Here is a 24,874-nt window from a genome sequence, read left to right as displayed (position 1 = left end):
TTTGTGAAATAGGTGTGTGTGGGCTATAATAACTAAGAGTTCAAATAGAAGGAGTCATCGAATGATTTTACTACAAGCTAATGACGTTGCGCGTCGCTTTGCTGATGTGACGCTGTATGAGAACGTTTCATTTAATATCCAAACGAATGACCGCATTGCTCTTGTTGGGCGAAATGGTGCGGGAAAATCAACATTAATAAGTCAAATTATGAAAACAGAACCGATTTCTGCAGGGGAAATTACACGCTCGCGCGATTTGCGGGTGGGTTATTTAGAGCAACATGTATCGATTGATTCAGACCGCTCGATTTGGGAGGAGATGTTACATGTCTTCTCGGATACCTTGGCCTTGCGCGAAAAGGCGGAGGTGGCTGCTGAGCGAGTGGCTGAGTTGAGTGAGGATTGGGAATCCAAGGAATATCAAAATGCCTTAAGTGCCTATGATCAGATTCAACAACAGTTGGCAGAATCGAACGCCTATGGGGTTGAGTCGGAAATTCGGACGGTCTTACATGGCTTTCAATTTTATGAGGAAGATTACGACCGCCCTGTCCAATCGCTATCGGGTGGGCAAAAAACTAGACTCGCTTTGGCACGTATTTTGCTAATGTCTTATGATCTTTTGATCTTGGATGAGCCGACTAACCACTTGGATATGCAAACACTCAACTGGCTGGAGGGCTACTTGCGTGGTTACCGGGGTGCGCTGTTGATTGTGTCGCATGACCGCTACTTTTTAAATCGGGTGGCCAATCAAGTCATCGAGTTGCGTAACAATACGTTGCATACGTATAAAGGGAATTACGATTTTTATTTAAAAGAGAAAGCACTGCGCATGGAACAAGAGTGGAAAGAATACCAGAAGCAACAAATTGAGATTGAGAAATTGGAAGACTTTGTTGCAAAAAATATAGTCCGAGCGTCTACGACGAAACGTGCGCAAAGTCGTCGGAAAAAATTAGAAAAAATGGATCGTATCGAAAAACCGAAGCAAGATGCGAAAGCACCGCGAATTGAGTTCAGTGCGAGTCGCGACAGCGGAAACCGTGTGATTGAAACGCGCGACTTGACGATTGGTTATGAAGAGCCGATTGCTAAAACTATAAATATGGACTTGCGTCGCCAAGATGCGATTGCGATTGTGGGGCCGAATGGGGTCGGAAAGACGACTTTCTTGAAGACTATTTTACAACAAATCCCTGCGCTTTCTGGGGAAGTTATTTTCGGAAGTAATGTCGACATTGGTTACTATGACCAAAATGTAAATCAGTTGGATGGAAATCTAACTGTGTTGGAGACACTGTGGCAAGCGCACGATACAACCGACGAATGGAAAGTGCGTTCGATTTTAGGGAGTTTCTTGTTTAGTGGCGAGACGGTTGAGAAGAAAGTGTCGATGCTGAGTGGTGGCGAAAAGGCCCGGCTGAGCTTGGCACTGCTGGCGACCGATCATGACAATACTTTGTTATTAGATGAGCCGACCAACCACTTAGACATTGATAGTAAGGAAGTTCTGGAAGAGGCGCTCATTGATTACGACGGCACACTACTGTTCGTGTCGCACGACCGTTATTTTATTAACCGCACTGCGACCAATATTTTGGAAATATCACCTGAGGGCGCGTCGCTTTATTTAGGTGATTATGATTACTATATTGAGAAAAAACGTGAGTTAGAGGAAATCGAAGCTTTACGTGAGCAGGATAGTCAGGTCGAGCCCACTCCTACTAAGGAAATGTCTCAAAACCAGTTCACTTATGAAGAAACAAAAGCTTTGAAAAAGGACTTGCGGAAACTTCAAACTAAAGTCGATGAGGCAATGGCAGAAAGTGAAGCCATGGATGCCTTGATCACAAAGCTTGAAGCGGACATGATTACGGCGAATGAAGCCAATGACCAACCTGAGTTAGCTGATTTGAATAAAAAATTGATTCAAGCCAACGAGCGCCAAACCAATGCGCTGGAAACTTGGGAAGAGGCAAGTATTGAACTTGAGGCTTTCATGGAAGAGCATCCGGGAATTGAGATTTAGATATAGTACGGGAAAAACACCAAACTTTGTGAGAGGTTTGGTGTTTTTTGTTGAGAGTTGATGGATGCGGAGTGTCGTGAGCGTGCACGACGCTACGGAAATCCCAAAAATACCTCTGAGGATATATTTTCCCAGAGGTTTTTTGGTTTCATTTTATAAAATTACGGGACTACCCAGCCTTTCACAAGCCCCCGCGCCTGAAGTTGAGCAGCGGTTTCGACTGGCTTATCGGCCATATGATTTTCCGCTTGGCTTGGGACAATATACTCATCAAGCAGGACTCGCGATTTTTCCACAAATCCGAGCTCAATGAAACGCGGATCTGCGACTTGATATTGTGTGCCGATTCGCACAGCCTGGTTGACTTCATCGGAGAATCGCACCCAGGCCTGGCTCACTACATACTCGCTCCCTCCAATTCGAAAGACGTACCCACCTTGTTGCGTCGCTCCTAAATATTCAACCGGCTCGCTGACAGACATTTTCTCGTAAAAACCAACCGCTTCAAAGCCTTCATCAAAATACCCATCCCGGTAGGCTCTCATTTCCATAGCTTGGTACGGCATATCAATCATGAAAAATGTTCGTTTGAAGTTGCGAATTGCGGCAGACTCTTTACTCGCTTGCTCAATTAAATCACCGTATTGAGAATATCCCCGAACAACTCCTACCCCAAATATTGTGAAAGCGATAAGGGTTAGAATGAGTATTATTTTTGGGATTAATAAATTAACATAATAGAGACAGGAAACTAGTAAAATAGATAGAATAATTACGACTAATAAACCCCAAGCAAAATATCCATAATAAAATTGCTCCATCGCTATCCATTGTTCGTACATATTAGCCCCCTCTTGAATTTAATTACTTAATTTTAATACATTCTGGATAAAAATTCTATTGGAACATGCGATTGGCTAGTGGGTTTGGGCGTCGCGGATCGGCGCGATGAACTGCAAACATGGATACGAAGTGTCGTGAGTCAGCACGACGCTACGGAAATTGGTCTGCGGTACGTTGTGAGCGGGCACGACACTCCGCATTTGAGTTTGCGGTACGTCGTGAGCGAGCACGACACTCCGCATTTGAGTTTGCGGTACGTCGTGAGCGGGCACGACACTCCGCATTCGAGTTTGCGGTACGTCGCGAGCGTGCACGACACTCCGCATTCGAGTTTGCGGTACGTCACGGGCGTGCACGACGCTCCGCATTCGGATTTGCAGTTCATGGTGAATAGCGATTGTTCATCTAAAGCAACCGCCTATCCATACACCCTTTCAATCGCAATCCCAAATTCGAATATGTATAATGAATGTACCCATGGTCAACTAAAGGAGGAACTACCATGCCTGAAATCAAACATAAGGAACGCGAGCCACACCTTGATAAAAAAGAAGACGTTATCATCAAGTCAGGACGCTTTCGAATTTATTTTCAAAATTACTATACAATGATTTCTTTAATCAATGATATTCTTACCGGTGGCTTATATTTTATAGGGAGTATTTCAAATATTCTAGGAGCACCCGTTATAATCGGAAATATCGCATACTTAGTAGGTGGCTTTTTTCTGCTGATGCGTCCCATTTTGAAAATTTTCCGAAATGTCTTTATCTATAATGAAGAAGAGTACCAACGTGAGGTAGTCGATGTGGAAATAGAAAATGAAGATAAGTCCGAATAACTCGATGTTTATCCACAGGTCAACATATACAACTAAATTTATCGCTTTTACCGGCTTGCGGAGTGTCGTGATAAGGCGCGACGCTACGTATTCGGATTTGCGGTACGTCGCGACGCCTCTCGACGCCCCGCATGCTATAAAAAAAGGCCTCTGAGGTTAATTTCCTCAGAGGCCTGTCCTATTCTTATTTTCCCTACTCACCTAACATCAAACCAGGGATCGCATTGATATCTAATTCACTGAAGTCTTTGTCGGCAAACATATGATGTGCGCTGGTTCCGATCATCGCTGCATTATCTCCGCACAATTTTAAGGGTGGGATAATTAATTCTACATCTGGAAATTCAGTCGCTAGGCGCGTTGACAACTCCCCGCGCAGTCCGGAGTTGGCTGCTACTCCACCAGCTAAGATAAATTGGCAAACTTCTGTATGTTCGCGCAAAGCTTTGCTTGCTTTTTCTACCAAAACTTCTACGGCTGCAGCTTGGAAGCTTGCAGCTAAGTCTTCAGGCACAATCTCATCGCCACGCTGTTTCGCGTTGTGCACAGTATTCATTACGGCACTTTTCATGCCGGAAAAGCTGAAGTCAAAATTGTCCTCGTGTATCATCGCACGCGGAATTGCGTATGCTTCAGGATTCCCTTTACCGGCTAACTCGTCTAAATATTTTCCAGCGGGGTAAGGCAAGTCTAGAATCCGTCCCACTTTATCGTAAGCCTCACCAACGGCGTCATCTTGCGTTTCACCGATAATTTCAAATGAAAATTCTTCTTTCATATAAACGAGTTCCGTATGTCCACCACTGACAATCAGCGCCATTAATGGAAACTTCAGCGGTTTAACTAATTGACTGGCATAAATATGACCCGCTAAATGGTTGACAGCGAGTAAGGGTTTGTTATACACCATCGCTAGAGATTTTCCAGCTGTCACCCCAACTAATAAAGCGCCCACGAGTCCGGGCCCTTGTGTAACCGCGATTGCGTCCATGTCTGGGACGCCGTGCCCACTTTCTTCTAAAGCCATATCAATCACTTGGGTAATTTGCTCCACATGGTGACGGCTCGCCACTTCGGGTACGACACCGCCGAATCGCATGTGACTTTTTATTTGTGATGCAACGATATTTGATAAGATTTCTCGCCCGTCTCTAATGACCGCCACACTGGTCTCGTCACAACTTGTTTCAATAGCTAATATTAATGATTCACTCACTCGATCTCCTCCTTTCGCCAAAGCATATTCACCGCATCGTCCTGCGGATTTGAATAATAATTCTCTCTCACTGACACCAACTCAAACCCCACGCTTTGATACAATCTTATCGCCACTTGGTGTTGGCTGCGCACCTCTAGAAAGGCACTGTCAACATCTTTTAAAGCCTTTTTCAATAAACTATTTCCTAAACGGCGCCCGCGAAATCGCGGATGAATGTATACGCGCAAGACTTCGAGTTCGTTGAACAACACTTGCCCAGCAACGTAACCTTGAATCGTATCACCGTCGCACAAAAACCAGTAGCGCATGAAGCGGTTTGTTAACTCACTTTCGAACTGTTCTGGTGTCCACCCAAAGTCATGTAAACTTTCCATAATAAAATTGCGCTCAATTTGTTTAAGCATTAGGCATCTCCCGTTTTAATAAAAAGGCTGTTTCTTTGTTGTCTGAATAATAATTTTCCTTGATGCCATGCTTCTTAAAATTTTGTCCATAATATAAATTTTGCGCAATCGTGTTAGATTCGCGTACTTCGAGCGTAATTATTGGCACTTCTTCGATTTCAGCTAAGCGAATCCACAAGTCGAGTAATTTTGAGCCGAGTCTTTGGTTTTGATATTTTTCCCGGACTAATAAATGACTGATGTGCGCACCTTTAGCAAGAAACCGCCCTGAAATCATGGCTACGACCTCTTTATCGGTCGTATCTTCCACTAAAATATAGACGCAATACGGATTTCTAAACCAATCGTGTTCGAAATCTTGTTGAGTCCAGGCGTGGAAGCCTTTGTAGGCATCATTTTCCAATTCTATAAAAAGCGGTACGTCCTCAGCTTTCGCAAGTCGTAAGCTAAAAGACTGGTCCGAACGGCTCCATAGAGGCTCATCATCAATTATTGGCCGAATTCTGTCCATGATAATATGATTCACTTGCCTCGCATTTTGAATGCGTCTAATAAATTCTTGCATCACACTTACCTACAACTTTCTATCAAAAATTTAATCATTTAAAATCAATAAGTTCGTCTGGATTGAGAGTATCGCTGTCCGATTTCTCCGCCCATTCTTGTTCCGCCAAAGTCGCGTGTGCATAATTAGGTGCTAATAAGGTAGGCTCCTCAATTTGCGTCCAAGGGACTTTTCCAAAAGCGTTCACTGTATGTGGATAAGCGTTCCAGTCATCGATAACTGTGAGTTTAGTCGTCGGCAACTGACGGCTTGCCATTTCCACAAATTCATCAATGTCGGTTCCGATTAATGTTAGCTCACAGTTTGGATTTATGTGTTTTTTAATTTTCGCTAAAAATTCTTCGAATTTTATATGTTGATCGGGCTCAACGGCTTGTAAAACAGCCTGGTTATCATATTGATACAAAGCGGTATAAGCCGTCTGGCGCCGGGCATCCATAATTGGTAGGACAAAATCGGTCTGTTTTGAAGCCGATCCAGCCATTAAAGCCAGCGAGGAAACGCTATATAGAGGCAACTTCGTCGCGTTCGCCCATACTTTTGCGAAGGTCACACCGATGCGCAGTCCCGTGTATGAGCCCGGCCCGTTTCCGACAATAATTGCGTCAATATCACTCATTTTCCAATCGACTTGCTTTAAAATATTTTCAACCGCAGGTGCGAGTGTCTGGCCGTGCTGACGCTTGCCCAAGGTTGTGGTTGAGGCTTTTATAGTAAAATCCGTCGGCTGCTCACCCTCGGCTAAAGCCACGGACAGCGCCTTTGTTGATGAATCAAAAGTAATGAATTTCATAATAACCTCCTTTAATCAATTTACGTGCATTCATATTATCATAATTCAGTCGCTCGTTCCATAATACGGGGTGAAATATGGGGTGGATGTGAGCTTACGGGGCGTCGTGAGATGGTTCGACGGACCGTAAATCAGTTTCCGGAGCGTCGCGGGTCAGCACGATGAACCGTATTCGCGAATGCGGAGTGTCGCGAGGCGGTGCGACGCTACGCAAGTCAATTTACGGTGCGTCGCGCGACTTCACGACGCCCTATTTTGAATAGTATCTAAATTCCTCACCTTTAAAAGCAAACTTCATTCGTTTTGCCGGGTTGACATAAGTTGATGCCTTCCCTTTTGAGTGTAATTCAAAATAATTTCGTAAAGTCCGCTTAATAATATACTCCAGACTTGGTTCGCCAATAAATTCAGTCACCGAACTTTTCGTCAGTGGTCGATCATAATACAAAAGCCCGTAATCACAAATCGTACGCAGAACCGCTCTTTGTTTTGGTTCTTGGCGTCCGCAATTTTTACACAATATATGATAGCGTCGCGATATCACATCTACTCGCCAGCTATCACAATTTTCACACAGGATACCACTCCGCGCTAAAGCGCGCAATTTCTTGTCCATCACATCAACGACTAAATGCCCTTCAGTTGCTTTGCTCATTAAGTACTTTGCGATTTCTTTCGGATTCATCGAGCCTCCTCGGCTATCTTCAACCACTTTTTTCAAATACGATCGCAGTTCCCACCGCATTAAATAGGGGCTGACATTTTCCTGGTCGAAAATTTTAACCGTATCGTCTTCATTGATAAACACCAGTTGCGATTCCACAGGCAAATAAAGTCCATCATTTTGAATAATTTCCTCAAAAATTTCTCCCGCTCGTTTGACTTGGGTAAAGAAATTGCGCGACAGTCGCTCACCTTTTCGGTACCAAAAGCCTTCCTTATACGTAAATTCACTGAGTAAATTTTTCACTTCAAATCGGTAAATCGCATGAACTGTAATTAAAATCGTATCAATTTGAGTAAACTTATAAGGCAATCTATAGAAAATATCATTTAATATTAAAAAATGTCCGGGGAGATTCTCCCTCAGTATATTAATAAAATCTAAGTGTCCTTCGTAACCGACCTGTTGTCTGGCTAGTCTGTTTTTGACAGAAGTCGGTAGTTCGCATCTTTCATTTAAGCATTCATAAAATTGCAATTCAAACGGTTTGTCCATGTGTTTACCTCCAGTATGTTTTTCTATTATATATACATACGTAAAAAATGGGCATTTCCATTATTTTATTTGCAGTTTTTTGGAAATAAATTTGGATTAAGCTGGTTAAAGTGCGTCGTGAGCTAGTACGACGTACCGCAAATCGGTTTCCGGAGCGTCGTGGGTGAGTACGATGAACCGTATTCGCGAATGCGGAGTGTCGTGAGTCAGCACGACGCTACGCAAGTCAATTTACGGAGTGTCGTGCCGGTTCACGACGCCCCGCAATCAAATAAAAAAGCCAAAGCAGTTGTGCTTTGACTTTATTTTTTTATCCCCAAGGGAATTCGATTGAAATATTTTCTTGAAATTCACGATCTGCCATCCGATCTTCTGAACGTTTCTTACGACGCTCTGCGTAGCCTTCCATTATGTAGCGCTCTTCTTCAGTCTCCGCTTCTAGTTGCGGGATGTCTGGCGCATTTTCGTCCACGACCACAAATGTTAAAAAGGCTGTTGCTGCTAAATAGCGTTCGCCGGTTGCTAGATCCTCTCCGATGACTTTCGCGAAAATTTCTGCTGAGCGTTTGCCTACACCCGAGACGATCGTTTCGATGCACACCGAATTCGATACGGGTAATGGTTTAATAAAGTTCAAAACATCCATCGATGCAGTCGCACCAAGGGAACGCGTATGTCTTGTGAAACTAATCGCTGATACGTTATCAATCATGCGCATTAAATTTCCGCCGTAAAGTGTGTTGTGACGGTTCCCGTCCCCAGGCATAATCAAGTGCGTCTGCACCACACGTGAGTCACTTACTTTTTTAATTGTCATTATTTTTCTCCTCCAAATTTCCATTTTGTATTAAATTTTTTATGTTCTCGCATCATTTCTAAGGTCGGCATCCCTGCTTGGGCACCTTTTTTAGTGATTGAAAGCGAGCCTGCTAAATTCGCAAACTGCACACTCTCTTCTAAAGCCAAGCCTGAAGCTACTCCAAATGCTAGCGCCCCATTGAATGTGTCACCCGCTCCAGTTGTGTCGACCACGTCCAGCACATCAACCGCCGGAATCCACTGATGTGATTTTCCGTCGAAGAAGACCGCTCCTTCAGCTCCTAAAGTGACGATAATTTTATTAGGATTTTTTTGTAAAATATTTTCCATAGTCTCCCCGGGAAATAGCACCTTGAACTCAGATTCGTTCGGAGTGAGATAGTCTACTTTAGCAATGTAAGCCTCGCTCATTTCACGTGCGGGGGCAGGGTTGAGTATAATTGGCGTATCAACTTCATTACACATATCAATTAATTGCTCGATGGTTTCAACTGGTGTTTCATTTTGAACAAGCATAATATCAAAACTTTTCACGAGCTCTTTTGAAATATCTTCTGGCTTGACCTCGTCATTTGCACCCGCAACGTAAATAATTGAGTTGTCTCGCTCAACTAAAGTGATGATCGCCGATCCGGAAGGCACACCGCTCACATTTTGAACTGCGTCTGTATTTATGTTTTCATTTTGTAAATTTGTCACTAAGCGATTCGCGAACTCGTCATCGCCAACGGCGCCGATTATTGATACATCGGCACCTAAACGCGCGGACGCCACTGCTTGGTTCGCACCTTTTCCGCCAAAACTTGTTTCAAATGAATCACCAAAAACCGTCTCGCCTTGCTCAGGCCGGCGACTCGCCTCTACGACAAAATCCGTGGAAATACTACCAACTACCCCAATTCTTACCATATAAAAACCTCTCTAAATTGCATTTTATACCTATTATACCAAGTATTGCGGAAAAATATACGCCCAGTGCCTCGGAAAATAGAATATGACGACTTGGTGCGGTGCGTCGTGAACTCCCACGACGGTCCGAAAATGAGCTTGCGTAGCGTAGTGCTTACTCACGACACTCCGGAAACTGATTTGCGGTACGTCGCGCCAACTCACGACGCTACGGAAACGAATTTGCGGACTGTCGCGCCAACTCACGACGCCCCACAACCCACAATACTACCCTTTTCATTCAAAATTTCTATAATGAAAAAAGCCTGCTACAAAGCAGGCTCACTTATTACAAATCTTTATAAAATACACATTCAGATTGAACTGAATCATCAGTAGCTAAATCTATATATCGTATACCACGGAAATCCCCAGCCTTCTCTTCTTTACCACTAAACATTCCATAGAAAAGATGAATTCCTTCCCAAAGCAGTTCTGCGTTGTTCAAATGATTGTGTCCACAAAACACTCCATATATTTGATCTGAAAAAAGTAATTCAGAAAATAGCCCTGTATTTACTCGACTTGTTGATATCAATTGATTTGGTTCCAATAAAGTGCCACTAACAATTTGATCCTTTGCTCTCAAGTATTCTGGTATAGGAATATGAATAAATAACAGATTATCTTTGAGCACTTTATATTCCTTGCTTGCTTCTCTAAACCACTCTACTTGATTTGGTAAAATCCAATCATTAGTCTTCATCGGGCCCGGAGCCACATGTCCAGTATCCATTACATAGAGTACGCGATTTAAAAAGCCTCTCGCATCATTAACTTCAATGACATATTGAGTTAAATCTCCTACTATTTTTTCATGTTTTCGAATTACTTTATTTTTAACGACTTTGTTAAACAACTTTTCTGCGTCCTGTCGGCTCAATTCAAATTCTGTATCATGATTTCCATAAGTGATTGCCTTTGGTATATCAAACTTATTAAGAAATTCAAAAAAGCCAGTCATTATTCCAAGTTCTTCTGGATTATTATAACTATTACTAAAATCTCCTGTAATCATTATTAAATCCGGTTTAATATGTTGAATTGCATTAAATATATCAGATAAAATTTGTTCATCATTGTCATCAAAAGGATAATGATTTAAATGAACATCCGTTACCTGAGCAATACGAAATTTTCCTTCTTCATTAAAAGTTACTGTCATTAAATCTCACACTTTCCAAATCGTTTTTAGTATATAGGTCCAAGGCTCTAAATAGAGTACTATAAGTTAAGCGTCTTTCATTTTGTGGTATATCAATTATCATCTCTTCAGCTGAAGCGCCGTAAATATCTAAAGTATAATCTACGGAATCTAAAGCTCCGATTAAACTCATAATTGCTCGAGGTAAATGTGTCACCGAAGTAACTACACTACAGTTTTCAAAACGTGATTCTTTTAATATTGGGGCTATCATAACGCTATTTCCAACGGTATCTTTCGCTAAAGGCTCCATAATTATACGCTCTTTAGACACACCATGTTCAATTAAAAAGGATGTCATTGCTTCTGCTTCATTAAACGGTGTTGTGACTGCACCACCACTCACTATCACTTTTGCTTCAGGAAAAGCTTGTGATAATTCCAAACCTTTTAGGAGCCGATTTTCTAGAATACGTGGAATTTCTCCTTTATCAGTTAATCCATATCCATAAATTGCAATCACATCTAATGAGTTTAATTTTTCTAAATCGGAAACTACATGCTTTAAGTTTGAGTACTCAGAAATTATTTCTAAATATTTTTGTAACTTCTCAGCCCATTTTGGATGATAGTTTAATAATTTTTCTATATAAACTTGAGCTTCTTCTTGTTCATTATTGGCTAGTCGACTAATTGCTCCTAACCAAAGCGCTTGTAAATCATCTGGTTCAACCCCTAGAAGCTTATCAATAACTTTCATTAAAGTTGAATGTGCTTCATAGACAAAATATATTTCCGCTTTGAATCTTAATGCATCAATGGCTGTCGTTTCTGACTTTTCCAGTTTAGTTAACTCAGCTAATGCTCTTTTCATTTGCCACTCGTTCACTAAATCAACTACTGATTTAAAAGCAGCTTGGTTGCTATAACTTTCCCCAAGTAGTGGGCGTAACTTTTGTGGATCAACTAGGCCGTTGTAATCATTAAAACTCTCTTGTTCTTCCAAATATTTGTCATTTTTTTCAATCTTAATCCGATAGTCGGTCAAGAAATTCGGCCAATCAGTTTGTATAACATCGATGTCCCAAGAAATAAATACATCCCAACCAGAATTTAATGAATCAAGTAATGCCATGTCATCATCAAAGTTGGCAAATAAATTGAAATTTTCACCTAGTTTCTCAGCATTTGCCATCAAAAAGAACCCATGGTTTTTGAGTGTTTTAATAAAATTCTTATCTAATAATTCACTATCGACTGATTTTACAACTAATTCCATTCCAACTGTGTTCAAATTGTCATATCCTAATACACTTATTACATCTTCGTGGCTTTTAACAATTGGCATAAAAGCAAGATCACCGGCGTTTCTTTCGAATGAAGTAAGCCACCTATTATTGACTGGACTTTTGAGTAAAAGAGATTTACTTTTCCCAGAATTGTGTATCAGCGAAAAAAATGATTTATCTTCCCAATAATGCCATGAACGATCAATATTAACTAATCTATCATTCGGGAGCCATGATAAAAATTCAGACAACCTTTGTATTCGATAACCTGATGGGTTACCTAATGAATTTAGCACTGAAGCGCTATCTATAAAGTCAGAATTAAATTCCCAAAAAGGCTTGTTAATACCTAATAAGTCTAACTCCTCACCATCATGAAATAGATAAAAAATTCCATCTTTGGATCGACAAATATCAATTTCTACAATATCAGCTCCAGCTGCATAAGCTAATTGAGCAGATTGAGTTGTGTTTTGAATAATATTGCCTCCCCAAAAGCCACGATGAGACATTATTAAAAAAGGATACTTGTTTAAGTGGTATTGAAATCTATTATTTATCATTTTCTGCCTCGTTTTCTATTCGAGGCTCTTACGAAACCACTTCGTTTCTCCCCAACTTGTGTACCTCGTCCATAAACAAAGTAAAGTACTAATGAACTCACAACCATTAATAGCACTGAGTAAACTAAGTTTACAGCAACTGCATCAACGTTTGCTCCAGGTGCTGCATTTTCCCTAATGGCAATCCCTAGCGTCGGTCTCCCTGGTTGATATAGGAAAACGGATAAATCATAATCTGCTAAATAACTGTTAAAATTCAAAGCAATTAAGGCTAAGGCAGTTGGTAATAAAGCTGGAAATATTACTTGCCAAAATGTCCTGAAACCTGATGAACCAAGTACGCGTGAGGCATCTTCTAGGTTTTGATCGAAAGAGTAGTATGCACTCTTCAAATACCTTAAAGTTGAGGGTAGCATCATAATTAAATATACAACTGGTAATACCCACCATGTTCCGACTACTAAATTACCAAAAAGCAAAGCAGACGGTTCATCGTAAGCTAGAATTACTCCTAGAGCGATTAGTAATGCTGGTAGTAACCAAGGTATATAAAATGCTAACTCAATACCTTCGAAAAAATTACTTTTTCGATGAGTCATAACTAAGCGGACTATAACTAACATGAAGACTACAGAAGCAACAGCCGCAATACCAGAGAATGTAAAACTGGTTAATATAGGTTGTAAGTTGCCTGCATCACTCAAAATACTTTGGTAATGCTCTAATGTAAAGAAGTCCATCGATAGTATTGATTGTGTAATTCCTTGTGTATCCATAAAACTAAACAATACTACTAATATTAAAGGAAGAACATAAATTATAAACAGAACATATGCAATTATATGAACTACAGTATTTAATATTGGATTGTTAATTTTTTGTTTTATTAGTTTCGTTTTTGTTTTAGAAATTGATAAGTAATTCCCTCTTTTTTCGTTGTATGTCATCACGATTAGTAATACGATCTGAGCTAAACCTAAAACTAGTGAAAGTAAAGCAGCGATGTCACGGGAAGCTGGGCGTTGAGAAAATGTCAATATTAGAGGTGAAATTGTTTGGAAACTTCCACCTACCATTAGAGGTGCTGACATCGCACTCAGTCCAATTTGAAATGACATGATTGTCAGCGTAATTAGTACAGGCTTCAACATCGGAATGACAACACTTTTTAATATTTGCCACTGGCTACTCCCTAAATTTTCTGCTGCTTCAATAACACTACTATCCAATCCTTTTACAGCATTTCTCAAAAACAACATGTGATTTGATGTACAGGCAAAAGTCATTACGAAAACTACTGCTGGAAATCCCGTAAACCATTGTGGATCAAGATTGGGATTAATTGAGAGCAGTAACTTTGTTAAAATACCATTCTGTCCGTAAACATATAAATAACCATTGTTTAATACTAAGCCCGAAAAAACGAGTGTCGACATAAAGCCAATTCTTAAAATAGCGGCTCCCTTTATATCAAAGTATTCTGTCACCAAAACAATAAAGGTACCTACAATATTTATTGTAAAAGTTAACACAATTGCTAAAATCACAGAGTTCATAACCGCTGTTAAAGCCCTATTCGAACGCAATATTTTCGACACCGCATCTGTTGTAAACTGTCGATCTACCCAAAATGTATCTTTCATTATCGTAAATACAGGATTAAATAAAAAAGTTAATAAAAACCATAATATAAATAGAATTAACAATATCATTGGGAGTCGCTGTAAAACATTCTTTTTTCTTGTAACTGATGCCATTATAAACTCACCTCGTACTCCAGAATATCTTTAGGATGTATAAATATTGTTACTTCATCTTGTGCAAATTCTGTCTGATTCCCATCTTGCTTTTCAATCGTTTTAAAAATGGTCCCAAAACTTTTTAATGTATAAGTTAAAAACTTTCCTGCAAATTGTATATGAGAAACTGTCGCTTTTAACGCTACTGAATCTTTCTCGTTATTAGTGCGCCACAATTTAATTTTTTCTTCCCGAATATAATGTTTTTTTGATAAATCAAACTGTTGATTTTCACTAAGCTGTTCATTGATCTTAGACATCAACTCATTTCCAACTATATTTGCTTCTCCAATAAATTTACAAACGAATTCCGTTTTTGATTGATTATAGATTTCTTCTGGCGTTCCTATTTGATCAATCTTTCCATTATTAAAAACTGCTATATGATCGGATAATTCAAGAGCTTCTTCTTGGTCATGTGTCACGTAAATTGCTGTCATCCCTGTCTCACTTTGGATTCGTTTCAATTCACTTCTTAATTGTTTACGTAATTTAGCGTCTAAATTTGAAAGTGGTTCATCAAATAAGACAATTTTAGGATTTTTTGCTAAGGCACGAGCAATGGCTACTCTTTGCTGTTGTCCACCTGAAAGTTCAGAAACATTCTTATGAAGGTGACTTTGATCTAGTTCAACTAGCTTTGCTAACTCATCTACTTTTACTTGAATTTCTTGTTTCGGTAGCTTATCAACCTTTAACCCGTATGCTATATTGTCATAAACTGTCATCGTAGGAAATAACGCATAGGATTGAAATACCATTCCTATGTCTCTTTGTTCAATTGGAATCGGAATAATATTATTTCCGTGAATTTTAATTTCTCCTTGACTGGGAGTAAGAAAACCTGCTATTGAACGTAGTGTTGTCGTCTTTCCACATCCTGAAGGTCCAAGCAAAGTAAAAAACTCACCTTCTTCAATAGTAAAACTTATATTATCGATTGCTACAAAATCATCATACTTAATTTCTAAATTTTTGATTTCAATCATGAAAAAATCCTCCCTAAAAATTAAGAGCGAAAGAATGATTTTCTTCCGCTCAACACCTTTTATGATTGTTAAGACTTTAGGAAATAATAATAGTCAGATTACCGTAGTAAACTGATAAGTCATTCCTAATTGTGCCTTCACAATTACTTACCTTATTCTTTCGCTACTTATAGAGGCATTAACTCTAATTCAATTTTTTCAACCCAAGAACTGATGTTTTCACGAACGAAATCCCAATCAACATCCATTGGTTCTGTTGCATCAACAATTTCTTTGACGCGATCAGTTGTTGCTTCATAAGCCACTTCGTTTAATGGGTGAGAACCAAATTCAGGTGCCCACTCAGCTTGGATTTCATCTCCGCCGAACCACTCAACAAATTCTTGTGCAGCAGTGTAGTCATGATCTTCACCTTTATCTAAGATACCGATTTGTTCACGCATTGTAATTACACCTTGCTCAGGGTTTACAATAACTCCTTCAAATCCATATTGTTCTTCCATTAAAGGTAAAGTACTTGTTGATGTATATGTCATAACAGTTTTTCCGTCTGCAAAGTTTTGCCAAGCGTCTTCACCTTCTGGTGTCATATAACCGTTATTTAAATACTCTTCTACTTGTGTCCAACCTTCATCAGAGATACTGTATTCGCCATTCTCATCTTGGTATTGTAGTAGAATACTCATTACTGCCTTTTGGTTTGTTCCTCCACCTAATTCGTTGGGAACCATGTATTTTCCTTGTAAATCAGGATTTGCTGCTAAGTCTTGCCAATTAGAAGGCACTTGATCTTCACTTACAAATTCTGGGTTATAAATCATGAAGATACGTTGCTCTACTAATGGATGGTAGAAACCATTACCAATATTTGCTTCTTCTGGGATTGTTTCTACCCAAGTAGGAACATACTCTAATAATATTTGCTCTTCAGTTAATTGTGCAAAACTTGCTTCATCCATACCGAATGTTACATCAGCTTGTGGTGCATTTTTTTCTGCTAATAAACGGTTAAGGATTTCTCCTCCTCCAGCAGCTACAAATTCTAAAGAAAATCCAGCTTCTTCTGCACGTTCAGCAATCCATTCTTCACGAGAATCAGATAAAGAATTTGAGTAAACTACGACTTCTTTCATATCTTGAGCTTGCACATTTGACGTTAAACTAGATAAACCTAAACTTGATAATACTGTCCCTGCAACTGTAATAAACCCTAACGCTTTTTTAAGTTTCATAATATTCCTCCTAAATTTTTTACAGCTTTAATATTAACAACCTATTGTAAATTTATCGTAAATCTCAAGTAAATTTTTATCTTTTTATGTAAAGTTTATGTAAATAATATCGATTCCCATTGTAAACACCTTGCAGAATTTCACAATGCACTTTTACTATTTTATGTTTTTAACCCAAAATATATGTGATAAAAAACGAACTATACGTCTAATAGACATATAGTTCGTTTTTATTTTATTAATATTCATTCAAAGGTGAGTCTCCGAGGTGTCGTAAACTCCCACGACGGTCCGAAAATGAGCTTGCGTAGCGTCGTCCCAGCTCACGACACTCCGGAAACTGGTTTGTGGTCCGTCGAGCCAACTCACGACGCTACGGAAACGAATTTGCGGACTGTCGAGCCAACTCACGACGCCCCACAACCCCAAACCCAAATAAAAAAGACCTACATTTGTAGTGACCCCCTGAATCCGGACATGGATTTAGGGGGTCACTACACATTTTAAAAATGTTAGTAGGTTATTTGAGTTTGTAATATATACTATCTACGCTTCCCCCGATGAGAAGGTTCCAATTGGCAAGTGGTCGTTAACGATTTCTGAGTTTTCGTCCAGAGTACTGATCTGTTTAGTTCCTGCTTTCGTTAAGTACCAAAGGATAATCACGGATACGACTAAACCGACAATATATGTCACTGGTGTTAAGCCTAGGTTAAAGCCGATTGGCTCACTTAAGATGTACACTAGCACGGCATATAACATGAAGGCACCTGGCACTAGAGCAACAATATAGTTTCGATTTTTCAATCTTAAGTAACGTGTCGCAACAAATAATGCAATTACGGCTGTCACTTGGTTTGCCCAGTTAAAGTAGCGCCATAGTAAATTGAAGTCTACTAAAGTAAGCATGAATGATACGACGAAAATTGGAATAGTTAACATTAAGACTTTCTTAGTTGTGTCTTGTTTCACATTGATGTAGTCCGCGATAATTCCTCGTAAGCTTCGGAAAGCTGATAGACCCGATGAAATTGGAAGAACAATCACACCAAAGATGGCTAAGGTCCCAAAGACATTACCTAATAACATCAGTGATACTTCGTTCACAACTGCCGATGGTGTTCCTGAATTTATTAAGGCGCTTAACGTTCCTGCATCGAATAAACTCATTGAAGCCGATGCCCAAATCATTGCGATAACACCTTCTGCAATCATCATTCCATAGAAAATGTAACGACCTTGGGATTCTGATGTTGTTGTACGAGAAACCATTGGTGATTGAGTTGCATGGAAACCTGATAATGCTCCACATGAAATAGTAAAGAAAATCGCTGGGAACATTGGTACACCGTTATAGTTTTCTAAACGAATTGTTGATAAAGTTAACTCTGGCATTTGGTAGTTTCCAAAGATTAATGTTAAACCAATCGCAATTGTTGAAATAATTAAGATGGCTCCAAAGTATGGATATACTTTCCCCATTGCTTTATCAATCGGCAATAACGTCGAAATGACATAGTAAGCAAAGATAAGTAACGTAATAATACCAATCGTTAAGAAATCAGGTGTTAAACTACTAATTAAGTTAGCTGGCGTTGTTACGAATACCGTTCCTACTAATAGGAGTAATACAATTGAGAATAGGTTTACGATATGTTTGAAGTTTTTACCTAAGTAACGACTGGCTAACTCTGGTAAGTGAGCACCATCATTACGTAAAGAAATCATACCGATCATGTAATCGTGGACGGCTCCCCCGAAGATACAACCGACAACAATCCATACATAAGCGATTGGCCCATAGAGGGCTCCCATAATTGGACCAAAAATTGGCCCTGTCCCCGCAATATTTAATAATTGAATAATGGCATTTTTCGAACGAGACATTGGCACGAAATCCATGCCATCTTTTAATACTTCCGCAGGTGTTTTACGATCTGGAACAATTTGAAAGTTCTTTTCAATAAATTTTCCGTAAGTAAAATACCCAATCACTAGTAAAGCAATACCACCCAATAAAGAAATCATCTTTTCCACTCCTTCTTTCTTTGTTAACTAAAATATACATTAAATAAGAAAGGATAGGGCTGTTTTGTGACCAAATGCACAATATTTTAAATGAAATGCACATCTCGGTAGGTGAAGCGCTTACAGCATCTCTCTCACAAGCCTCAAATATCTATGAAAGCTTGAAAAAGATCGATTCACGATGATTTTTGCCTCTTGAATCCTCGTGACTCGACCTTTATTTTAGTTAGCTTGCTGTTATTACCGTTACAGAACCGTCTCCAGAGATTACTTCGATTAATTCAGAGAGTTTCGCTGAGCCGAAGTCCTTGTCAATGCCTGCTTCGGTTCAGGATTCATTCAAAGCGTTTTGTTTTCAGTAGCCGTTGGGCTGTAGTATTGTGATTTCTTAATATAGGATTGCGAGCAAATACGGCCCCTCTTTAGGACAAACCAAAAACAGCTTTGAACGCTTGCATATATGACCGACTCACAATGACTTTTGACCCATTATTCATCGTGACTTGATAATTTCGGTTGAACCAAGGCTGTATTTCTTCAACTTCATTCAAGTTAATAATGTAGGCCCGATGAACTTGCATGAAGTTTTCCTCAGGTAACTTTTCCTTCATTGCTTTGAGTGACTCGCGCATACGATACTCTTTATCATGCGTTTGGATAATGACTTCGCCTTCATCGGTCGTCACCACATAAACATCATTCATTGCTACCATGACAATTCGGTCCTCATCTTCAATCGGTAAATAGCGTTTATCACGCGATGATGCGTCGGATTTTTTATCCGGTACATTCTGAACAGACCGGTGACTCATTCGGGCTTCTATTTTACTCATGACTTTTTGCAGACGTTCCAAATCAAATGGCTTTAAGATATAATCCGTCGCATCCAGCTCGAATGCCCTCACCGCAAAGTCATCATAAGCGGTCGCAAAGACGACAAATGGCGGTTCCTTCATCTGAGTCACAGTTTCCATTAACTCCATGCCAGATTCATTTTGCAAATGCATGTCTAGAAAAATCACATCAATGGCTTCTTTTAAAAGCATTTGTTGGGCAGCTTTAATGTGACTCGCTTCAAAATAGTCATTCCCCGACTTTATTTCTGTCAGTAAATAACTCAATTCTTGACGAGCAAGTTGCTCATCGTCAACTAAAAGAATTTTCATGATTCATCTTCTCCTCCTCTGAAAGATATGGTATTAAAGCACTCACTTTGGTTCCGTCAGACGACGATTCAATCTGGAGCTCACTTTTCTTACCATAGATACCTACTAAACGTTTATTTAAATTCTCCAACGCCGTGCCAGTTCCCTCTGCCGATTCCACAACCTCTTTCCCTAACTTTTCAATGATAGATTCTGGAATTCCATACCCATTATCTTCAACGGAGAATATGAGATCTTCACCTTGGGGCTTTAATGCGATATGGATCTTGTTGTCCGTTTCCCGCTCTTTAAAGGCATGATGAATCGCATTCTCAACTAACACTTGCATTAGAAAAGATGGAATTAATACGTGATGCAGCGTTTCGGATATATCAAAACTGATTTCAAACTTATCTGGAAAGCGTGCTTCTTCAATTTCTAAATACGCTCTGACTTGTTCCAGTTCATTCGTCACTTGTACTAAAGTTTGGCGGTTTCCAGTTAAATTCGCACGAAAATACTGACTTAATTTAATTAATAATCGTCTCGCCTTATCAGGATCAAAGCGCATCACCGCACTAATCGTATTAATCGTATTAAAGAAGAAATGTGGATTTACTTGCCCTTGTAAAGTGCGTAGCTCCGCTTGTTTCAGCAAATGCTTTTGCGAGTCAACTTTTCCTAATTGGATTTGGGTTGAAAAGATTTCTGATAGCCCTTCAGCCCACTTCTGTTCAACCTCAGTTAATTGGTTGTCATCTGTAAAGTAGTATTTTAAAGTGCCAACAATATCATTTCCGTCATTTAAAGGCAGCACTATCGCCCCTTCCAAAGGACAAGTTTCACAGTGGCAACCAATCTCCGCTCGCGTATGCGCCACCAACATCTCACCCTCCGTAATCGCTTGTCGCGATAAATCCGTCACCAAGTCTGACCCAACTCGGTGATGGTCACTTCCTGCCCCAGTAAAAGCAAGAATATCTTCCCGGTTCGTAATACTCACCGCTGACACCTTCATCGTCTTATGAATCAACTCAGCTGCTTTCTGCGCATTCTCAGGATTCAAACCACTCCCAAATAAAGGTAGAGTCTCCTTCGTCAATTGCAAGACATCTTGCGTTTGAATGGCTCTCAACCCTTCTTCGTGACGAATCGTATTCAATATAATTGATAAGAAAATACTCATCCCAACACTATTAACGAGCATCATTGGAAACATAATCACTTGCACTAAATTTGCCCCCATCGCGCGGTTCGAACTTAGAAAATAAATACAAGCCATTTGAACCGTTTCCAAAAGTACCGCCACACCTGCACCCTGAAACGGAGTTAAGTAGGTTTGCTTTTTAATCGAAGCATGACCAAAGGCCCCACCAATGCTTCCGATTAATATAGAAGATATTAGGTAAATATGCGGGTCCGTCCCACCTTGAAAATATCGGAAGATTCCTGACAAGACCCCAACCATCGTCCCTACTAAAGGCCCGCCAACAATTCCACTCACACCAATACTCAACACCCGCGTATTCGCAATCACAACCTCATCCGTTAATTGACCAAATAAGGGATAGAAAGATAGCTGGTCAAAAGAAATCAACACCCCTGTAATATTAGACAGAATAGCAAAGGCTGAAAAAATTAAACTAAGACCGATCACCGATTTTGTTTGGCGTCGATTTAATAACATGTGTTTTAAATAATCATTGTTCATAAGAATATAAGCTAACAAAATAACAATTGCAGCTCGCTCAAACAAAACTAACGCTAGCACCGTATATCAACTCCTTGACTCAATATAAATAAATTATATCACATCGATATTTTTCTTGGAATTCACGATTGGAAACGCGTTCCTCTAAGCTCTTCTTGAGTCTTTCTGAATAGCCAACCATGACATAATGATCTGCTTCTGCTTCGATGACTGGGATCAGCTTAGGATTCTCTTTCATACTGTCGAAAGAAAAGCTGTCACAGCTAAGTAGCGCGCGCCCGTCGCCAGGTTTTCTCCGATTACTTTTGCAAAGACTTCAGGAGACTTCTTGCCCACTCCAGAAATCATCGTTTCGATACAAACCGAATGTGACACAGGTAGTGGTTTAATAAAATTCAATACGTCCATTAATGCAGTAAAGCCCAGTGGACGTGTATGTCATGAAAACTAATTGCTGAAACATTATCAATCACGCGCATTAAAATTCCCCCTATAATGTATTATGACGATTCGTATTACCTGGCAAAATTAAATGTGTTTGAACAACACGCGATTCACTTACTTTTTTACTGTCATGATTATTTACCTCGTAGTTTTTTTATGTTTCATGCGCCTCCATCATTTCTAGAGTTGACATTCCTGCTTGAGAGCCTTTCTTTGTAATTGAAAGCGAACCTACTAAATTCGCGAAACAGACCCTTTCGATTAACATCTCTCCACTCGCAAGACTGAAAGCTAGGGCTCCATTAAATGCATCTCCTGCCCAAGTTGTATCAAAAATCTCAGCCACTTCCACTGCGGGCACTTCTTGGATTGCTTCACCATTATTGAAGACAGCACCTTCAGAGCCTAAAGTTATAATAAATTTATTAAGATATCGTTTTAACACATCTTCGATTCTTTCTCCTGGAAATAAAACGTTAAATTGCGTTTCATTAGGTATTAAATAGTCTACTATTTCAATATATCTTTCTCTTCATAAACGAGTAGAAGCCGGATTTAGAATAATTTGCGTCCCAACTTTAGGACACTCATCTATTAACCTTTCAATGGTGACTTGAGTCGTTTCTATTTGTAACAGCACAATATCAAATCAGGTCCAATAATTGCTAGCAATCTGATCAGGCTTTACTTCTTTATTGGCTCCCGCTACATAAATAATCGAATTATCGCCATCTATGAATGTAATCGTAGCTGCTCCAGAAGGTACACCTAGAACTGTTTTTACAGAGCGGGTTTTGATGGTTTCTTTTTGCAAATTCTCAATCAGGCCACTTGCAACTGCTTGGTTAGCCACTTTTCCACCAAAACTTGTTTCAATCCCCTCACCAAAATAGTCTCTCCTTATTGAGGTTGATATGATGCTTTAACGATAAAATAGGTAGAACACTACCTAGTACACCGATTTTTGCCATAAACCCATTCACTCCATTCTTACTCTGCTATTATACCAAGAATTAAAAAGGATATGATATGATTTACCTAAGTATAATCTAAAAGTCAGATACTAATATTTGGGTTGGAATTGAGGGGATGGGGCGTCAAGCAGGGGCGCGACAGTCCACTTTTCTCCTTTCGGACCGTCGCAAATCCTCGCCATGCTCACCCAAAATCGTTGGCCAAACCCATGTTGCTAAGAAGACGAATGGTAAAACGATAAAGAAACCAATAATGTAAACAAAGGTAAAACCTTGAAAACACCTAACCAATCAGGTAATTTCGTATCAAAGTATTTATTATGAATCCACACTGCAATGGCAGCAATTAAAATCGCTCCAATAATATTGGTATCTAGGGTTTTCACACTACCAATTAACTTTAATCCACTTGTCCCGCCAGGATCCGCTGCATAATCAACACCGAACGTTGATCCATAAATTTTCCAAAATCTTTGCGATAAAGTTATTAAATGTCATGTAAATAACAAATGATTCCATAGCCGCTCGTCCAGAGGCTTTTTTCGCTAACCCTATTGGCAATCCAATAACGAATAATAGCTCGATCTGATTAAAAACTGTCCAACCGCCTGATTCAATAATCGACCAAATATTTCGCCATAATGTTCCTTCTGCTGATAGAGAACCAATAATCATTTCATTTTGAAATAAAATAGCCCACGAAAGAATAATTCCGCCGAATGAAAATAATGATACAGGAACGAACCTCGCTCCACCGAATCGCTGTATCTTTTGCATCGTCTTTACTCACTCCTCTTTAATAATTTATATTTATAGTACGAGAGAACTAAGTTATAAGTAACCGCTTTTAAAAATTTTGGGACAGGTTCCTGATAGTGTTTATAGTTCCAGTGTGTGGAACTTGTTGCAGGGTCATCATGAAAAAAGATAATTAATTTCACTCACTTCTTTAGAAATTTTTGTATATTTCTTTTATCTTTACAACGAATCACTTAGAATTTTGATTATACTATGCCACTTTGCTATTGCTTCGTGCTATTATATGAGGATCTTTTTGTAATGCGATTTGACTACTAATAAAAGTTTGCAAATATTATCGATGAATAACAAAAATGCCATATCTACACTGGTGATAAAGTGAAGATATGACATTTTAATTATCTTGCTTAAATTTTCTACGTAGATTTTTATGCGATTCGGCTTCTTCTCTCGGAACCTTTAAAATAGCTCCCGTTGCAATTCGTCTAAAGAGGTATATGTTTTAAACTTTCCTTCTATCCCATCTAGGCTTGTCTCTCCCTCCGGCACAAAACAAACCGTTAGTCCGGCTGCTAAAGCTGACTGTAAGCCCGAAGAAGAATCTTCAACAGCCATACTTTTATTGACACTTACACCAGCTTGTTCTAATACTTTTTTATAAATTTTTGGATGAGGTTTAGCATGGTTTACTTCATCTCCAAACACCATATAGTCGAAATATTTTGCTAAGTCAAAACGCTTCAATGTCGCCAGACCGCGCTTTTTATATGACGAGGTAGCTACACCTATCTTTAAGCCGTTGTGATAAGCGGCAAGAATCATCTCACGCGCTCCGTCTTTAAGGGCGACTGTATCTTTTTCTAAAGCATCATAGTAATATGCTTCACGTATATCTCTAGCTTCTTGCACTAATTGATCGCTACCTAAGTAATTTTTTATAATCTGGTTATTATGTTTAATACTTTGTCCACGCATCACTTCAAAAACAGATTCATCCACCTCATGTCCGTAACTTTTAAGGACTTCAACCCAACCTCGACGATAGACTTGTTCACTATCAACTAAGGTTCCATCTAAATCAAATATAATTAATTCTAGCTGCTTCATATTCATC

21 protein-coding genes and 1 pseudogene are annotated in these 24,874 nt (G+C 39.5%); 2 read left to right on the top strand and 20 right to left on the bottom strand.

What is annotated here, in order from left to right; translation table 11 throughout:
- Nucleotides 1-61 precede the first annotated feature (61 nt).
- Nucleotides 62-2,032 carry an ABC-F family ATP-binding cassette domain-containing protein gene (locus HW423_RS05270; protein WP_218930891.1) on the top strand — a complete coding sequence of 657 codons (1,971 nt, stop codon included), beginning with the start codon at nucleotides 62-64 and terminating at the stop codon, nucleotides 2,030-2,032.
- A 161-nt stretch (nucleotides 2,033-2,193) separates the two neighbouring features.
- On the opposite strand, the gene HW423_RS05265 is transcribed toward HW423_RS05270, so the two are convergent.
- The gene (locus tag HW423_RS05265; RefSeq protein WP_218930890.1) at nucleotides 2,194-2,874 is read right to left on the bottom strand and encodes a hypothetical protein; all 681 of its coding nucleotides are present in this window, start codon (nucleotides 2,872-2,874) and stop codon (nucleotides 2,194-2,196) included.
- 503 nt (nucleotides 2,875-3,377) lie between these two features.
- Between HW423_RS05265 and HW423_RS05260 the strand changes: the two genes are divergently transcribed.
- Nucleotides 3,378-3,716, top strand: coding sequence for a YrhK family protein (locus HW423_RS05260; protein ID WP_218930889.1), 339 nt, complete (start codon nucleotides 3,378-3,380; stop codon nucleotides 3,714-3,716).
- Between the two features lie 193 nt (nucleotides 3,717-3,909).
- Here HW423_RS05260 and tsaD read toward each other — a convergent pair whose 3' ends face one another.
- From tsaD to HW423_RS05165, 19 genes and pseudogenes are all read right to left on the bottom strand, one after another.
- Complete coding sequence (tsaD, locus tag HW423_RS05255) at nucleotides 3,910-4,932, bottom strand: tRNA (adenosine(37)-N6)-threonylcarbamoyltransferase complex transferase subunit TsaD (protein WP_218930888.1); 1,023 nt, start codon at nucleotides 4,930-4,932, stop codon at nucleotides 3,910-3,912.
- A complete protein-coding gene (rimI, locus tag HW423_RS05250) occupies nucleotides 4,929-5,339 on the bottom strand; it encodes a ribosomal protein S18-alanine N-acetyltransferase (protein ID WP_218930887.1) in 411 nt (136 codons plus the stop codon). Before rimI (HW423_RS05250) ends, tsaD begins: the two co-directional genes overlap by 4 nt.
- On the bottom strand, nucleotides 5,332-5,850 hold the full coding sequence (gene rimI / locus HW423_RS05245; protein WP_218930886.1) for a ribosomal protein S18-alanine N-acetyltransferase: 519 nt from the start codon (nucleotides 5,848-5,850) through the stop codon (nucleotides 5,332-5,334). Before rimI (HW423_RS05245) ends, rimI (HW423_RS05250) begins: the two co-directional genes overlap by 8 nt.
- A gap of 88 nt (nucleotides 5,851-5,938) precedes the next feature.
- The gene (gene tsaB, locus HW423_RS05240; RefSeq protein ID WP_218930885.1) at nucleotides 5,939-6,697 is read right to left on the bottom strand and encodes a tRNA (adenosine(37)-N6)-threonylcarbamoyltransferase complex dimerization subunit type 1 TsaB; all 759 of its coding nucleotides are present in this window, start codon (nucleotides 6,695-6,697) and stop codon (nucleotides 5,939-5,941) included.
- A gap of 250 nt (nucleotides 6,698-6,947) precedes the next feature.
- Nucleotides 6,948-7,916 (bottom strand): nuclease-related domain-containing protein, encoded by a 969-nt coding sequence (locus HW423_RS05235; protein ID WP_218930884.1) that lies wholly within the window; start codon nucleotides 7,914-7,916, stop codon nucleotides 6,948-6,950.
- 310 nt (nucleotides 7,917-8,226) lie between these two features.
- On the bottom strand, nucleotides 8,227-8,733 hold the full coding sequence (locus tag HW423_RS05230; protein ID WP_218930883.1) for an acyl-CoA thioesterase: 507 nt from the start codon (nucleotides 8,731-8,733) through the stop codon (nucleotides 8,227-8,229).
- Nucleotides 8,733-9,644, bottom strand: a complete 912-nt coding sequence (gene rbsK / locus HW423_RS05225; protein WP_218930882.1) for a ribokinase — start codon at nucleotides 9,642-9,644, stop codon at nucleotides 8,733-8,735. Before rbsK ends, HW423_RS05230 begins: the two co-directional genes overlap by 1 nt.
- Before the next feature lie 328 nt (nucleotides 9,645-9,972).
- Entirely contained in the window at nucleotides 9,973-10,848 is an 876-nt protein-coding gene (locus HW423_RS05220) for a metallophosphoesterase (protein WP_218930881.1), read from the bottom strand.
- Entirely contained in the window at nucleotides 10,832-12,679 is a 1,848-nt protein-coding gene (locus HW423_RS05215) for an ElyC/SanA/YdcF family protein (RefSeq protein WP_218930880.1), read from the bottom strand. Before HW423_RS05215 ends, HW423_RS05220 begins: the two co-directional genes overlap by 17 nt.
- Nucleotides 12,676-14,436, bottom strand: coding sequence for an ABC transporter permease (locus tag HW423_RS05210; protein WP_218930879.1), 1,761 nt, complete (start codon nucleotides 14,434-14,436; stop codon nucleotides 12,676-12,678). The genes HW423_RS05215 and HW423_RS05210 overlap by 4 nt, the downstream gene beginning before the upstream one ends.
- Nucleotides 14,436-15,467, bottom strand: coding sequence for an ABC transporter ATP-binding protein (locus tag HW423_RS05205; RefSeq protein WP_218930878.1), 1,032 nt, complete (start codon nucleotides 15,465-15,467; stop codon nucleotides 14,436-14,438). The genes HW423_RS05210 and HW423_RS05205 overlap by 1 nt, the downstream gene beginning before the upstream one ends.
- A 167-nt stretch (nucleotides 15,468-15,634) precedes the next feature.
- On the bottom strand, nucleotides 15,635-16,699 hold the full coding sequence (locus HW423_RS05200; protein ID WP_218930877.1) for an extracellular solute-binding protein: 1,065 nt from the start codon (nucleotides 16,697-16,699) through the stop codon (nucleotides 15,635-15,637).
- A gap of 546 nt (nucleotides 16,700-17,245) precedes the next feature.
- Nucleotides 17,246-18,727, bottom strand: a complete 1,482-nt coding sequence (locus tag HW423_RS05195) for a carbon starvation CstA family protein (protein WP_218930876.1) — start codon at nucleotides 18,725-18,727, stop codon at nucleotides 17,246-17,248.
- Nucleotides 18,728-19,149: 422 nt separating this feature from the next.
- Nucleotides 19,150-19,893: a LytR/AlgR family response regulator transcription factor gene (locus HW423_RS05190; protein WP_218930875.1), complete on the bottom strand. Its 744-nt coding sequence runs from the start codon at nucleotides 19,891-19,893 to the stop codon at nucleotides 19,150-19,152.
- Nucleotides 19,874-21,643, bottom strand: coding sequence for a sensor histidine kinase (locus tag HW423_RS05185; protein WP_328803124.1), 1,770 nt, complete (start codon nucleotides 21,641-21,643; stop codon nucleotides 19,874-19,876). Before HW423_RS05185 ends, HW423_RS05190 begins: the two co-directional genes overlap by 20 nt.
- Before the next feature lie 538 nt (nucleotides 21,644-22,181).
- Nucleotides 22,182-22,541: a PfkB family carbohydrate kinase gene (locus HW423_RS05180; protein WP_328803127.1), complete on the bottom strand. Its 360-nt coding sequence runs from the start codon at nucleotides 22,539-22,541 to the stop codon at nucleotides 22,182-22,184.
- A 135-nt stretch (nucleotides 22,542-22,676) separates the two neighbouring features.
- Entirely contained in the window at nucleotides 22,677-22,880 is a 204-nt protein-coding gene (locus HW423_RS05175; RefSeq protein WP_218930874.1) for a carbohydrate kinase family protein, read from the bottom strand.
- A gap of 313 nt (nucleotides 22,881-23,193) precedes the next feature.
- A pseudogene (locus tag HW423_RS05170) lies at nucleotides 23,194-23,778 on the bottom strand (PTS transporter subunit EIIC); the annotation flags it as partial.
- A 441-nt stretch (nucleotides 23,779-24,219) separates the two neighbouring features.
- A complete protein-coding gene (locus HW423_RS05165; RefSeq protein ID WP_218930873.1) occupies nucleotides 24,220-24,873 on the bottom strand; it encodes an HAD family hydrolase in 654 nt (217 codons plus the stop codon).
- Nucleotide 24,874 lies beyond the last annotated feature (1 nt).

Origin of the sequence: Ruoffia halotolerans (assembly GCF_014049385.1) — a bacterium.
Classification (GTDB): Bacteria; Bacillota; Bacilli; order Lactobacillales; family Aerococcaceae; genus Ruoffia; species Ruoffia halotolerans.
The sequence above is the reverse complement of the archived record's forward strand: the minus strand, read 5'-3'. Positions and strand labels throughout refer to the sequence as shown.